The organism is Enterobacter sp. UPMP2052 (assembly GCF_053709675.1).
The window spans coordinates 1,070,029-1,084,305 of record NZ_JBSKJR010000001.1 but is presented as its reverse complement, the minus strand read 5'-3'; the positions used below and the strand labels follow the sequence as shown (position 1 = coordinate 1,084,305).

The following is a 14,277-nucleotide window of genomic DNA, read 5'->3' as shown; positions in this document are numbered from 1 at the left end:
GGAATTCTGGCAAATGGTGAAATCCGTACAATAGAGTCTTTCCCGAATAACAGAGACAACATGATGAAGCTCACTCGCCTTGCATTGCTGTGCACCCTCTTCACCCCAGCGGCTTTTGCCGCACCGTTAACCATTGATACTTATAACCCGCAGGAGAAAGGTATTTTCGCGGTCTCCTCGACGCTGGTCTCCGGGCCGACAGAGGCTGTGCTGTTTGACGCACAGTTCAGCGTGAAAGACGGTGAAGCGCTGGTGGAAAAAATCCGCCGCACCGGCAAGACCCTCAACAAGATTGTGATCACTTCTGGCGATCCGGATTTCTACTTCGGCCTGCAACCGCTGGTCAGCGCTTTCCCGAATGCCAAAGTGGTTGCCACGCAACAGGTCGTTGATCATATCAACGCCACGAAAGAGGCCAAGCTCGCCTTCTGGGGACCCCAGATGAAAGACGGCGCGCCCGCTAAACTTGTGGTGCCGCAGGTCATTGCCTCAAACACCTTTATGATCGACGGCGAGAAAGTCGAAATCGAAGAGCCTGAAAGCTACGCGGCGTACGTGTGGATCCCGTCGGCCAAAACGATTCTGGGCGGCACCGGCGTCTCCTGGGGGATTCACGTCTGGACGGCGGACACGCAAACCAAAGCCAGCCGTCAGCAATGGCAGCAGACGCTGGATAATATGGCCGCGCATCAGCCAGAGCGCGTGATTCCGGGGCATTATCTCGGTACGCCGCCAGCCGGTACGGGGGCCATAGACTTCACCAAAGCTTATCTGGCCCAGTTTGAGAAAACCCTGGAGGAGCATAAAGACTCCGCAGGCGCGATCGCTGCAATGAAAAAAGTGTACCCCGCGCTTGCAGAAGAGAGTTCGCTTGAGCTGAGCGCCAAAGTGAATACCGGCGAGATGAAGTGGTAATGAACTGAATACCTCCTGCTATATTTATTTTTTTATAGCAGGAGGTAATGATGACTTCGTCAGTTCGCGGTATTGATCACATTGGTATTACGGTTCCTGATATTGAACAGGCCACCCTCTTTTTTAAACAGGCATTCGACGCAACGGTTTTATACCACTCGGTTGACCCCGGCAGTGAAAATATTGACCATGACGCGCAGGAAAAAACATTAAGGTTATTTCCCGGCACAAAAATCCGCGCCATCCGTATGCTGGCTATGCCACACGGCCCGGGCGTTGAGCTGTTCGAAATGCACGGCCCTGAACAGGGGCATCCCGCCCGCGCCAGCGACTTTGGCCTCCAGCACGTTTCCGTGTATGTGGATGATTTTAAAAAAGCCATCTCCGCCTTCACCGCCGCAGGGGGAGAAATGTTTACCCAACCCAAGCCGCTTACGTTCCCGGCTGAACAGGGCGACGGCAATGCTTTCTGCTATGGCCAGACTCCGTGGGGAAGCGTGGTGGAATTGATCTCCTGGCCCTCTCCCATGCCTTATGAAAAAACGACAAAATTACGTCGCTGGAAACCCTAAATTTTAATTCTGTGCTATGGGAAATGATATTTTTATTTCCAGGACGAATCTGAGCCACAACGCGAAAAATATTTGTCACTCTGTTTGTGAATTAAGATTTTGCAAGCCGTAACATTAAACAGACAACGACACGGAGGCAGCATGTTTACTTATTATCCGGCACACACCACAGCAGCTCAGCCAGAACTGGTCAACGCAATCGCGCAGGGTCTTCACGCCGAGCACGGTGCTGTTACTGAAGATGACATTTTGATGGAACTGACCCGGTGGGTGGAAGCCACAGACAATGACATCCTCAGTGACATCTACCAGCAGACCATTAACTATGTTGTCAGCGGGCGTAATGCCCCGTTGTAAAAATCTGCTATGCTGGATCTGCAACCTAAGGGGTTACATTTCGTTTGCGAAAGCAAACTTGTCCTTAAAACTATCAACAGGATTGAGGAGTAAATATGAAATCGAACCGTCAGGCACGCCACATTCTGGGACTGGACTACAAACTCTCTAACCAGCGTAAAGTGGTGATTGAGGGCGACAGCGAGAAGCAAGTCACCCACGCTACCGGCAGAAAACGCCACGCAGGTAAGTAAGTCCCGTTAAGGATCCACAACACCATCGGTCACCCCGGTGGTGTTTTTTTTATGGTTTGCGGTAATTACCATTTACCTCCTTTATAATACCGCCCGACCCCACCCCGCAGCACAGGCCAGAAAGATGACAAACAGCAGTGTCAGGGACGGATCTTCAAAAAAGAGTGAGTGACATGGACAACAAACTGAAAAAACATCGTTCCTTATATATCCCTTATGCCGGACCGGTTTTACTGGAATTCCCCCTGCTGAACAAAGGCAGCGCTTTCAGCATGGAAGAGCGCAGCAGCTTTAACCTGCTCGGTCTGCTTCCGGAAGTGGTAGAAACCATTGAAGAACAGGCGGATCGCGCCTGGATCCAGTACCAGGGTTTCAAAACGGAAATCGACAAACATATCTACCTGCGTAATATCCAGGACACCAACGAAACCCTTTTCTACCGTCTGGTACAGAACCATCTCGAAGAGATGATGCCGGTGATCTACACCCCAACGGTGGGCGCGGCGTGTGAACGCTTCTCCGAGATCTACCGCCGCTCGCGTGGCGTCTTTATCTCCTGGCCGAACCGTCACAATATGGACGACATTCTGCAGAACGTGCCGAACCACAACATCAAAGTGATAGTGGTGACCGACGGCGAACGTATTCTGGGCCTTGGGGACCAGGGCATCGGCGGAATGGGGATCCCTATCGGGAAACTCTCGTTATATACCGCCTGCGGGGGCATCAGCCCGGCGTATACCCTGCCGGTCGTACTGGATGTCGGCACGAATAACCAGCAACTCCTGAGCGACCCGCTGTATATGGGCTGGCGTCATCCGCGTATTACCGATGACGAGTATTATCAGTTTGTTGACGATTTCATTCAGGCCGTGAAGCATCGCTGGCCGGACGTGCTGCTGCAGTTCGAAGACTTTGCGCAAAAAAACGCCATGCCGCTGCTCAACCGCTACCGCGATGAAATCTGCTCGTTCAACGACGACATTCAGGGCACGGCGGCGGTCACCGTCGGCACGCTGATCGCCGCCAGCCGCGCGGCTGGCAGCCAGCTGAGCTATCAAAAAATCGTCTTCCTCGGCGCGGGTTCTGCGGGCTGTGGTATCGCCGAGCAGATCATCGCCCAGACGCAGCGCGAAGGCTTAAGCGAAGAGCTGGCCCGCTCGCGCGTCTTTATGGTCGACCGCTTTGGCCTGTTGACCGACGGCATGCCAAACCTGCTGCCGTTCCAGACCAAACTGGTACAGAAAAAAGACGCGCTGAAAAACTGGGATACGGACAACGAAGTGCTCTCCCTGCTGGACGTGGTGCGCAACGTTAAGCCGGATATTTTGATCGGCGTGTCCGGTCAGACGGGTCTCTTCACGGAGGAGATCATTCGCGAGATGCATAAACACTGCGAACGTCCTATCGTCATGCCGCTGTCCAACCCGACGTCCCGCGTGGAGGCCACCCCGCAGGACATCATCGCATGGACCGAAGGCAATGCGCTGGTTGCCACCGGCAGCCCGTTCGAGCCGGTGCTGTGGAAAGACAAACTTTACCCCATCGCCCAGTGCAACAACTCCTATATCTTCCCGGGGATTGGCCTTGGCGTTATCGCCTCGGGCGCGTCGCGCATTACCGACGAGATGCTCATGTCGGCGAGCGAAACGCTGGCGAAGCACTCTCCGCTGGTGAACAACGGCGAAGGCCTGGTGCTGCCGGAGCTGAAGGACATTCAGACGGTGTCACGTGCCATCGCATTCGCGGTAGGCAAAATGGCGCAGCAGCAGGGTGTGGCGGTAAATACCTCTGCCGATGCGCTGCAGCAGGCCATCGACGACAATTACTGGAAGCCGGAATACCGCAGCTATCGTCGTACTTCAATTTGATCTGCGCTCCGACCTGATCCTCTCCCTGTGGGAGAGGATCAGGGTACCCGATCGCAGTGCAGCCTAATCACCCGGTGGCGCTTCGCTTACCGGGCCTACGGGCCAGGTGTTCTCCCTACCCCTGTGGCAGAGATCCCCACTAGCCAAACGTGCGTTCCCCCGCTACACTCCTCTCATCCATTAACCAACTGAATATATAAGGAGGCCTGTTATGCTGTACTGTGAAATTTTTAATTTTTCACATACTCTTGGTGATCGTACTTGCTCAGGCGTTATCGATATCGTGCTGCGATAACTTCGGCTTGAGCGAAGACACTACCCCCCTGAATCCCTTCTCTCGGGCTTACTGAGTTATCGTCAGCGATGTTTGACGAGGCATAAACATGCCTGTAACTCCTGGGTAAGCAACAATGAGCACACTACTCACTGCACAATCTTTACGTGTTGATACGGCGTTTGGCACGCTCTTCGACGCACTCTCCTTTACGCTGAAAAAAGGCGACCGCATTGGTCTGCTGGGCGATAACGGCTGTGGCAAAAGCACGCTTTTGAAGATCCTCGACGGCACGGATTCCCCTGCCGCTGGCAGCGTCTCTCTGGCCGGGCATTGCCTGGTGGCGCGCATCGAGCAACATCTTCCTGAGAGCCTGTTTCCGCTGACCATGCTGGACGCGGTTCTGGCGCAGCTTGCGCAGAGCGAGCGCGAAAGCCTGCGCTGGAGGGCCGAAACGCTGCTGGCCAGCATGGGTTTCTCTGCGCAGGATATGGCCTTGCAATCCGCCACGCTGAGTGGCGGGCAGCATACCCGCCTGCTGCTGGCGCGGGCGTTGATACGCGAGCCGGACCTGCTGCTCCTGGACGAGCCGAGTAACCACCTCGATCTGCCCACCATGCTGTGGCTGGAACAGTTCCTGCAAAACTGGTCCGGCAGCTTTGTGCTGGTCTCCCACGACAGACAACTGCTGGATGCCGTCACGAACGGCAGCTGGATCCTGCGGGATAAAACGCTCCACCATTTCGCGCTTCCCTGCACCGCCGCGCGTCGGGCGCTGGTAGCAAAAGACGAAAGCGATGCACAGCGTTTTAAGGCGGAACAAAAGGAGATCGACCGCGTCGCCGCCAGCGCTAAACGGCTGGCGACCTGGGGCAAGGTGTACGACAACGAAGATCTGGCCCGTAAAGCGAAACAGATGGAAAAACAGGTCGAGCGGCTGAAAGAGAGCCAGACGGAGGTCACGGCGGGCAGCCAGTGGACCTTGACCCTGCGCGGCGACGCGCTGCGGGCTGACCGTCTGCTGGAGATGGAAAACCTTGAGGTACCGCCTGCACCGGGGCTTCCGGCGCTGTTCAGCGTCGAGGCGGCCAGGCTTAAAAGCGGCGACCGGGTGGCGATTGTGGGACGTAACGGCTGCGGTAAATCATCGCTGATGAAGCTTATCTGGCGGCATTTTCGCGGTGAACTGACGGACGCGAGGCTGAAAATTCATCCCCGCGTCTCGCCAGGTTACTACGACCAGACGCTGCATCAGCTGCCGGACGCGTCATCCCTGCTGGATGCGCTTGAGCCGTTTGCGCCCGATCCCCACAACCGCAAAATGGCGCTCATCAGCGCCGGGTTCCCGTGGGCGCGTCACGGACAGAAAGTCAGTACGCTGAGCGGCGGCGAGCGTTCTCGCCTGTTGTTCGTTGGCCTGACGCTTGCCCGCTATAGCCTGCTGATGCTGGATGAGCCGACCAACCACCTGGACATGGAAGGCAAAGAGGCGCTTGCCGACACCCTGCAACAGTTTGCAGGCGGCGTGCTGTTAGTCAGCCACGATCGTCAGTTAATCAGTCAAAGCTGCAACCGGTTCTGGCTGATTGAGGACGGTATGCTGACCGAATGGCACGATGCCGACGCGGTGTTTGCGCGTCTGCGTGAAGCGTCGGGTATCGCGCCTCAGGCGGCGTCATCCCGGCCTGCGGAACAGACGCTTTCATCAGCAGACGATCTGCTTGAACGGCTGGTTACGCTGGAGACGCTGCTTGAAGAGGATCTGGCCCGTAAGCCAAAGCATCAAAAGCCGCAGCTACAGGCACAGTGGCGTAAAGAAATTGAGGTGATAGAAGCACAGCTGTAAGTCTTCGCCCGGCGGTAGCCTCGCCGGGCCCATTTTTTATTGCGGGTTTTTCGCTTTCCAGGCATCCCACGCCTGTTTGATCTCCTGCTTCGCGGTGGCGGCATCGTTGAAACCGCTCAGCTCCACCTTTTTACGCCCTTCCGGTAATTGCTTGTAGACCCTGAAAAAGGCCTCAAGGCGCTGTACCTCGATTTTTGGCAGATCGCTTAGCGCGTGAATATCGTCGTAGGTAGGGTCAATCTTGCTCGCCGGTACCGCAACGATTTTGTCATCCTTATCTCCGCCATCCACCATCTTCAGCACGCCAATCGCCCGCAGCTTGATCAGCGTGCCCGGTGCCATTGGCGCACGGGTATAGAAAATGACGTCCAGCGGATCGCCATCCCCCGCCAGAGACTGGGTCAGCGAGCCGTAGTTTGCCGGATAGGCCACAGGCATCGACTGAAAACGATCGGCCACGATAAAGCCGGTTTTAGCGTCGGTTTCATATTTAATGGTCCCGCCCGCCGGAATTTCGGTCACGGCGTAGAATTCTTCGGGGGCGTTTTCCGGCTGAGGAAATTCGAGAATATTTTGTGCCTGAACGGAGGCAGACAGAAGAACGCTGATTGCGATAAGTTTTTTCACCAGATGCATTGTCTTTTAACTCTTCGGTTATCAAGAAGACAACACGTTACGTTTGGTACATGACAGAACCATGACGTTTTTTGGCACTTTTTTGGCCCCCTGATTATGGGTGGATCGCTGTATTCTTAATCTGAAATCGGATGAAAGTATGACAATCTGTTGCGGCCGCCTTGCATTACCGCGCTAAACTATTAATCCTTAATGGGTATCACACCTGGAATGCAGATGCACATCATGAACAAGGAGAAACAGATGAAAGCTGCTGTCGTAACTCAGGATCATCAGGTAAACGTCACCGAAAAAACCTTACGCCCTCTCAAGCACGGCGAAGCGCTGCTGAAAATGGAATGCTGTGGGGTGTGCCATACCGACCTTCACGTTAAGAACGGTGATTTTGGCGATAAGACCGGCGTCATTCTCGGCCATGAAGGAATTGGTATCGTCAAAGAGATTGGCCCGGGCGTGAACTCGCTTAAGGTTGGCGACCGCGCGAGCGTGGCATGGTTCTTCGAAGGCTGCGGGCACTGCGAATACTGTAACGCCGGCAACGAGACCCTGTGCCGCAGCGTGAAAAATGCCGGTTACTCGGTTGATGGCGGTATGGCAGAAGAGTGCATCGTCACGGCGGATTACGCGGTCAAAGTCCCGGACGGACTGGATTCCGCTGCGGCCAGCAGCATCACCTGCGCGGGCGTCACTACCTATAAAGCCGTGAAAATTTCGACAATCAAACCCGGCCAGTGGATTGCGATTTACGGCCTGGGCGGTCTGGGCAACCTTGCGCTGCAGTACGCTAAAAACGTCTTCAACGCGAAGGTGATCGCCATTGATGTGAATGACGAGCAGCTGAAGCTGGCTGCCAGCATGGGCGCAGACCTGACCATCAACTCGCGTAACGAAGACGCGGCAAAAGTGATTCAGGAGAAAACCGGCGGCGCACATGCTGCGGTGGTGACGGCGGTCGCGAAAGCGGCGTTTAACTCTGCGGTTGACGCCGTGCGTGCCGGTGGCCGCGTGGTGGCCGTTGGCCTGCCGCCAGAAGCGATGAGCCTTGATATTCCTCGCCTGGTGCTCGACGGCATTCAGGTCGTGGGCTCGCTGGTTGGTACCCGTCAGGACCTGGTTGAAGCCTTCCAGTTCGCGGCGGAAGGTAAAGTGGTGCCAAAAGTAACGATGCGTCCGCTGGAAGATATCAATGCCATCTTCAAAGAGATGGAGCAAGGTCAGATCCGTGGCCGTATGGTAATTGATTTACGCGCGTAAGCGTCTGATGCCGGGCGGCGGCCTCGCCTGCCCGGCCTGTTACGAAGACCGTCTGTCGGAAATCCACTCCTGCACTTCAATCTGAAACGTGTCCGGCGCTTTGCGGTACATCTTGCGCGCAAGATCCAGAATGGTGTGGCGCGATAACTCCTCCTCCATCCTCTGCTGCGCGCTGTCCATCACAGAACGCACGCCGCAAGGACCGTCGCACACCCACGCGGGCGGCGTTTCGTCAAACACGGCCAGCCGCTGGCGTACTTCGCGGCACTCAAACATGTTTTTTTCACCATCGATGGCGTGCGCCACATCCAGGACGGAGATCAGCTCTGCGGGCCGCGCCAGCTTAAATCCCCCGCCCTTGCCTTCCGTACTGATCACCAGCCCGGCGCGCGACAGGCGCGTAAAGATTTTACCGAGATAGTCATAAGGAACGCCCTGCAGGGCCGCCATCTCCCGGACGCTCATCTCTCGCTCGCACCCTTTCGCATCCACCATACACATCAGGCTGTGAATGCCGTATTCCACACCGGAACTGTAAAACGCCATGATTAACTCCGAAGTCATCTATCCGGGTCATTATAGCGGCGTTCGACATGATAAACACCGCCATCGTCACCGCATCTGATTAACCTACTGATTTCAGGCACCATTTAAATTTAACTCAGAAAGAAGTTGTCGCAGTTAACTCCGACAAGTATAGTTGCAGTTATGTCAGACACCCAGCCTGATGACCAAAAGGATCGAAGATGAAAAAGCAGATTTTAATTGTGGGTAGTGGTTTTTCCGGTATGTGGGCTGCGGTCAGTGCCGCTCGCCTGTCCGCGCTAACGGGGAATAACGCTCTGTCGATTGCCGTTCTGGCGCCCGTCGCGGAGTTGCGCGTTCGTCCCCGCTTTTATGAAGAAAAGGTCGCCACGCTGGTTGCGCCGCTGAGCGATCTCTTTGCCGAACTGGACATTGAATTCATTGCGGGTAGCGCAGAACGTATTGATGCAAATAATAAAAGCGTTGTCTGGCGCGATGCGAATGGCCAGGAAATGACCCTGAGCTATGAGCGCCTGGTGCTGGCAACGGGTAGCCAGACCAAACGCCCACCGATTGCCGGGCTGGCTGAATATGCGTTTGATATCGACCAGCTGGAATCCGCTCAGGTCTTTGAGCAGCACCTTGATTCACTGGTTGCGCGCCCTTCGACGCCCGAGCGTAACACCGTTGTGGTCTGCGGCGGTGGTTTTACCGGTATTGAGCTGGCGACCGAACTGCCTGCCCGTCTTCGCGCCCGTTTCGGTAACGAGACAACGACTAAAGTTATCGTAGTTGAACGCGGCGCGGCGATCGGCGGGCGCTACAGCGAAGCCCTGCGCAATACCATCGAAGCCGCCAGCGAGGAGCTGGGCATTGAGTGGCGTTTGAACAGTGAAATTGAAGCCATCGACGCTGGTGGCGTCACGCTGAAAAACGGCGAGCGTATCGCATCTGCTACCGTTGTCTGGACGGCAGGCGTAGAGGCAAACACCCTTAGCCAGCAGATTGACGGCGAGCGCGACAGCCAGGGGCGTCTTGTCGTTAACGAAAACCTTCAGGTTCCCACCCACCCGGATATTTACGCCACGGGCGATATGGCGCATGCCAAAACCGACGACGTGGGCAACACGGCGCTGATGACCTGCCAGCACGCCATTCAGCTCGGCAAGTTTGCGGGCCATAACGCCGCGGCCAGCCTGCTTAATCAGCCGCCGCTGCCTTACCGTCAGGTGAACTATGTGACCTGTCTTGATTTAGGGGGCTGGGGCGCGGTCTACACCGAAGGCTGGGAGCAGGAGGTAAAATCCGTGCGTGATGAGGCGAAGAAGATCAAAATCGCTATCACTAACGAGCTGATTTATCCGCCTGCGGCAGACCGCAGCGTCGCGTTTGCGGCGGCCGATCCGCTGGCGAAATTTGTGTAGGGAGTATCCCGTCAGGCTAGCGCTCGCGCGTTAGCCTGCGTACGTTTGGCCTTCTGATAGCCGTAGAGCAACAGCGACACCATCGCGGAGAACGACAGCAGCGCCGCAGGTAGCGTAACGTAGCTCCAGCTAAAGCCGAGCGTGATCATCATCCCGCCAAAATATGCGCCAATTGCGCTGCCCAGATTGAACGCCATCTGGCCTCCCGCCGCCCCGAGCAGTTCGCCCCCCTTCGCATTTTGCAGCAGCAGGATCTGCAGCGGCGCAGAGAGCGCAAACAAACCGGCACAGCAGATGAACCCCATCGTCAGCGAAGCGGTCTGATGCTCGCCAAACGCGAAGAGCAGCAGCAGCGAGGCGACAATCACCAGATCGGTTGTAGCAGCAATCCGTAACGGGCTAAAGCGGCCGGAGAGTTTCCCGCTCATCAGGTTGCCCAACACCATCCCAAGCCCCATCAGCATCATAATCGCCGTCATTCCCCCTTCAGAAAAGCCGGAAACGTTGAGCATAAAAGGCTTCACGAAGCTAAACCAGGCAAACACCCCGGCGTTGCCAAACATGGTGGCGGCAAAAATCAGCCAGGGTTCCGGGCGCTTCAAAAAATGAAACTGTTCGGTCAACCGGGCAGCGGTTTTATCGTGGATTGTGGGCACCCACAGCAGCACGGAGAGAATAACCAGCGCATCGAACAAGGCAATCAGGAAGAAGGTATAACGCCAGCTGAATGCATGTCCGAGCCAGGTTCCCAGCGGTACACCCACCAGGTTGGCAACGGTCATCCCGGCAATCATCCCCGCGACCGCGACCGTTACCTTCCCCGGTGGCGCGATTTTCGACAGCACAATCGCCCCCACGCCAAAGATGGCGCCGTGAGGGAAACCGGAAATCAAACGTCCCATCGCCAGACCATACCAGGAGGATGAGAACGCAAAAATGGCGTTGCCGATTGCGCACATCGCCACCAGAAACAGTAGTGTGGATTTCAGCGAGAACTTGCTGGAAAAGAGCGCCACAATCGGTGCGCCAATCACCACGCCGAAGGCGTAAAACGAGATCATGTTTCCGGCGGACGGAATGGATATCCCGGTGTCGTGCGCCAGTTCGGTGAGCACGCCCATAATGCCAAACTCGGCCATCCCCAGACCAAACGTACCCAGTGCCAGCGAAAATATTGTTTTTTTCATACCGCAACCGCAAATAAATGAGAGGCAACGGGCATTATTGACCAAACTGGTATGGTGAGCCAGTTCAAAACCGATCTCTGACACGTTAATCCATTTATTCAGGTCGATTACACTTCAGGTGGGTCCGCAAGAGGATGACAAGTATGGTCAGCAAAAAGAACGCGAGCAAAGTGGTTGATGGCACGACGAAAACACCGCTTAAAACGAAAGAGTATGAAAAAGAGCTGCGCCGCCTGCACGTAGAGCTGGTGAAGCTTCAGCAGTGGGTGGTGAGCAAAGGGTTGAAAGTCTGTATCGTGTTTGAGGGGCGAGACGGCGCAGGCAAAGGGGGAACCATCAAGGCCATCACCGAGCGCGTTAGCCCCCGGGTCTTCCGGGTTGTCGCCCTGCCGGCTCCCACAGAAAAGGAGAAGAGCCAGCTCTACTTGCAGCGTTACGTCTCCCACCTGCCCTCGGCGGGTGAAATCGTCATCTTCGATCGCAGCTGGTATAACCGCGCGGGCGTTGAGCGCGTGATGGGTTTTTGCACCCCGGAACAGGTGGGAAAGTTTCTTGATGGCACGCCGGTTATGGAAAAAGCGATGGTTGATGCGGGGATCATCTTACTGAAATACTGGCTTGAAGTGACGCCAAAAGAGCAGGAGCGCCGCCTGCGCGACCGTATTAACGACGGACGGAAAACCTGGAAACTGTCGCCGATGGACATTAAATCGTTCAATCTATGGGATGAGTATACGGTCGCGCGCGACGAGATGTTCAAAGCCACCGACACCGCCTGGGCACCGTGGTTCGTCGCCCGGTCGGAGGATAAAAAACGCGTTCGGTTAAATATTATTTCGCACCTGCTTTCCCAGATCCCCTATAAAGACCTGCATATCGAAACGCTGGATTTACCGAAGCGTAAAATAGGTAAAGTAAAGCCGACAAAATACCCGTTCAGGTATGTAGAAGAACGATTTTAACCACGGTCTGAAAGCAAAACGCCGCCGGTCGAAACCGGCGGATCGCTTTCCCTTATGAGAAGCAGATTGGAAAGTGAATGACCCTGAAAATCACGGCTGACGTTGTCTCCCATCACTGGTACGATATCAATCTCTTTGCCAGCCCCTTATACGCACATCGCTATGAATGACATTCACATTGGCTATGCCCGATGTTCAACTGACTGCCTGCATTTGACCTTACAGCAGGACGCCCTGCTCAGCCTGGGGGAGCAATCATGAGGTTCAGATATTTAGCCCTGACGGGAATCATTATGCTGACCGGTGCCTCAGCGATCTTACTTCCTGGTATATTTTCACGACTCAACGACACACCTGAAATAAGTTATTACAAAGATCATCCCGATCTGACTTATAGCGTATTTAGCGGTTGTAAGTCTGACCCGGCCAATATAGATGAGTGTTATGCGGCTTATAATGCGGCTGTGTTTCTGGCCGACTCAGCAGATTGCAGCGCTCAGGGGAAAGAGATAAAACGTAGATTTAAGCGGCTTGTCGAACATGCTAAAGCAGAAATTATCACAAACGAAATTAACGCTGACTGTCATACGAACAAAACGAAATCTTTTTTTGCACAATTGATGGCGGGAAGTAAATAACGCAAAACGCCGCCGGTCGAAACCGGCGGCGTTTAATACTATTTGAGCCCTTTCGTGCTCTCTTCTTTCGCTTCCTGACGTTCAACGTCGCGGTACCAGCGCGGGTGGTGTTTCTGCGCCCAGCGGCGACTCACCTTCCCTTCAATCATCCCCTTAATCGACCCTTTCACCCAGAAAGCCATATACATATGGATCAGGATGGCGTGGATCAGGATGATGGCCGAGGTCGCGTGGATTAGCAGCGCATAGCGAACCCACTGGATCGGGAAATAAGGCGCAAAGTACGGACGCCAGATGATCACGCCGGTCACCAGCAACACGAAAATCATGCTCATGATGGTCCAGAACATCATCTTTTGTCCGGCGTTATATTTGCCGACTTTGGCGACCTTATGCTCGTTGCCTTTCAGAACTTCGATAATCCCCTTCACCCACGGAATGTCCTGCTTGTCCGGGATGTTGTGGTGTACGAAGCGGACGAACATAAACATCAGCACCACGAAAATCAGCACGCCAAAGAACGGGTGCAGAATGCGCCCCATCTGCGGAGTACCAAAGGTTTCCGTCAGCCACTGCAGCGTCGGGAAGAAGAACGAAATCCCCGATACTGCCACCAGGAAGAAGCAGATCACCACCGTCCAGTGACAGGCGCGGTCGATAAATTTCGTGCGCACAATCATCTTTGACTTACTCATGATGCTCCTCCTCGTCGTCATCCACCTCTTTGTTCGGACCAATGCCGATATAGTGATAAATCAGCCCGGCAAAGGTGGCGATAAAGCCCGCCGCGGAGAGCGGCTTGAGCGCCCCTTTCCACAGGTTGATCGAGGTGTCGATCGCCGGATCTTTCGGCAGATTGTGGTACAGCTCCGGCTGGTCATTGTGGTGCAGTACATACATCACGTGCGTTCCGCCTACGCCCTGCGGGTTATACACGCCTGCGTTTTCGTAGCCGCGCGCTTTTAACTTATCGACGCGCTGCTGCGCCACTTCCAGCATCTCGGTTTTGGTCCCGAAGTGAATGGCCCCGGTCGGGCAGGTCTTCACGCAGGCAGGTTCCTGCCCGACGCTGACGCGATCCACGCACAGGGTGCATTTATAGACCCGGTTATCCTCTTTATTGAGGCGCGGGACGTTAAACGGACAGCCCGCGATGCAGTAGCCGCAGCCGATACAGTTGTCCTGCTGGAAATCCACGATGCCGTTGGCGTACTGAATAATCGCACCGGCAGACGGGCAGGCCTTAAGGCAGCCCGGATCTTCACAGTGCATACAGCCGTCTTTACGGATCAACCACTCCAGCTTGCCGTTCTGTTCGGTTTCGCTAAAGCGCATCACCGTCCAGGATTTGGCGCTCAGATCGGCCGGGTTATCGTAGACCCCAACGCAGTGACCCACCTCATCACGAATGTCGTTCCACTCTGAACATGCCACCTGGCAGGCTTTACAGCCCACGCAGGAGGAGACATCGATAAGCTTGGCAACTTCAGCCTTGTAATCCCGCCCGCGAGGCGCGGGCGTGATAGGGTTAGTCGCGGAGCGTTTGATAATGTCTTGTGTTTCCATCGCCATTTAATCGCTCC

The 14,277-nt window shown here is 55.2% G+C and carries 14 protein-coding genes and 1 pseudogene; 10 read left to right on the top strand and 5 right to left on the bottom strand.

What is annotated here, in order from left to right; genetic code table 11:
* Positions 1 to 63: 63 nt before the first annotated feature.
* From ACWKX3_RS04970 to ACWKX3_RS04945, 6 genes are all read left to right on the top strand, one after another.
* Complete coding sequence (locus tag ACWKX3_RS04970; RefSeq protein WP_454541684.1) at positions 64 to 915, top strand: Vmh family MBL fold metallo-hydrolase; 852 nt, start codon at positions 64 to 66, stop codon at positions 913 to 915.
* Between the two features lie 50 nt (positions 916 to 965).
* The gene (locus tag ACWKX3_RS04965) at positions 966 to 1,487 is read left to right on the top strand and encodes a VOC family protein (RefSeq protein WP_454541371.1); all 522 of its coding nucleotides are present in this window, start codon (positions 966 to 968) and stop codon (positions 1,485 to 1,487) included.
* Between the two features lie 141 nt (positions 1,488 to 1,628).
* Positions 1,629 to 1,844, top strand: coding sequence for a biofilm-dependent modulation protein (gene bdm / locus ACWKX3_RS04960; protein ID WP_042319838.1), 216 nt, complete (start codon positions 1,629 to 1,631; stop codon positions 1,842 to 1,844).
* A 95-nt stretch (positions 1,845 to 1,939) separates the two neighbouring features.
* On the top strand, positions 1,940 to 2,077 hold the full coding sequence (sra, locus tag ACWKX3_RS04955) for a stationary-phase-induced ribosome-associated protein (protein WP_006175351.1): 138 nt from the start codon (positions 1,940 to 1,942) through the stop codon (positions 2,075 to 2,077).
* Positions 2,078 to 2,250: 173 nt separating this feature from the next.
* Complete coding sequence (locus ACWKX3_RS04950) at positions 2,251 to 3,948, top strand: NAD-dependent malic enzyme (RefSeq protein WP_006175353.1); 1,698 nt, start codon at positions 2,251 to 2,253, stop codon at positions 3,946 to 3,948.
* Positions 3,949 to 4,358: 410 nt separating this feature from the next.
* Complete coding sequence (locus ACWKX3_RS04945; RefSeq protein WP_454541370.1) at positions 4,359 to 6,068, top strand: ABC-F family ATP-binding cassette domain-containing protein; 1,710 nt, start codon at positions 4,359 to 4,361, stop codon at positions 6,066 to 6,068.
* A 38-nt stretch (positions 6,069 to 6,106) separates the two neighbouring features.
* Here the strand turns inward: ACWKX3_RS04945 and ACWKX3_RS04940 are convergent.
* Positions 6,107 to 6,704, bottom strand: a pseudogene (locus tag ACWKX3_RS04940) (inorganic diphosphatase); the annotation flags it as partial.
* Positions 6,705 to 6,947: 243 nt separating this feature from the next.
* Between ACWKX3_RS04940 and adhP the strand changes: the two are divergent.
* Complete coding sequence (gene adhP / locus ACWKX3_RS04935) at positions 6,948 to 7,958, top strand: alcohol dehydrogenase AdhP (protein ID WP_088209127.1); 1,011 nt, start codon at positions 6,948 to 6,950, stop codon at positions 7,956 to 7,958.
* Positions 7,959 to 7,997: 39 nt separating this feature from the next.
* Here the strand turns inward: adhP and ACWKX3_RS04930 are convergent, their stop codons facing one another.
* Positions 7,998 to 8,504 (bottom strand): RrF2 family transcriptional regulator, encoded by a 507-nt coding sequence (locus tag ACWKX3_RS04930; protein WP_058608824.1) that lies wholly within the window; start codon positions 8,502 to 8,504, stop codon positions 7,998 to 8,000.
* Positions 8,505 to 8,704: 200 nt separating this feature from the next.
* On the opposite strand from ACWKX3_RS04930, the gene ACWKX3_RS04925 reads away from it, so the two are divergent.
* A complete protein-coding gene (locus ACWKX3_RS04925) occupies positions 8,705 to 9,907 on the top strand; it encodes an NAD(P)/FAD-dependent oxidoreductase (RefSeq protein WP_202562190.1) in 1,203 nt (400 codons plus the stop codon).
* Between the two features lie 11 nt (positions 9,908 to 9,918).
* Here ACWKX3_RS04925 and araJ read toward each other — a convergent pair whose 3' ends face one another.
* Positions 9,919 to 11,094 carry an MFS transporter AraJ gene (gene araJ, locus ACWKX3_RS04920; RefSeq protein ID WP_058608758.1) on the bottom strand — a complete coding sequence of 392 codons (1,176 nt, stop codon included), beginning with the start codon at positions 11,092 to 11,094 and terminating at the stop codon, positions 9,919 to 9,921.
* Between the two features lie 143 nt (positions 11,095 to 11,237).
* On the opposite strand from araJ, the gene ppk2 reads away from it, so the two are divergent.
* Positions 11,238 to 12,056, top strand: coding sequence for a polyphosphate kinase 2 (gene ppk2, locus ACWKX3_RS04915; RefSeq protein ID WP_454541369.1), 819 nt, complete (start codon positions 11,238 to 11,240; stop codon positions 12,054 to 12,056).
* A 293-nt stretch (positions 12,057 to 12,349) separates the two neighbouring features.
* Positions 12,350 to 12,694: a hypothetical protein gene (locus ACWKX3_RS04910; RefSeq protein ID WP_127463522.1), complete on the top strand. Its 345-nt coding sequence runs from the start codon at positions 12,350 to 12,352 to the stop codon at positions 12,692 to 12,694.
* A 38-nt stretch (positions 12,695 to 12,732) separates the two neighbouring features.
* Here ACWKX3_RS04910 and fdnI read toward each other — a convergent pair whose 3' ends face one another.
* Complete coding sequence (gene fdnI / locus ACWKX3_RS04905) at positions 12,733 to 13,389, bottom strand: formate dehydrogenase-N subunit gamma (protein WP_006175368.1); 657 nt, start codon at positions 13,387 to 13,389, stop codon at positions 12,733 to 12,735.
* Positions 13,382 to 14,266, bottom strand: a complete 885-nt coding sequence (gene fdxH / locus ACWKX3_RS04900; RefSeq protein WP_006175370.1) for a formate dehydrogenase subunit beta — start codon at positions 14,264 to 14,266, stop codon at positions 13,382 to 13,384. The genes fdnI and fdxH overlap by 8 nt, the downstream gene beginning before the upstream one ends.
* Positions 14,267 to 14,277 lie beyond the last annotated feature (11 nt).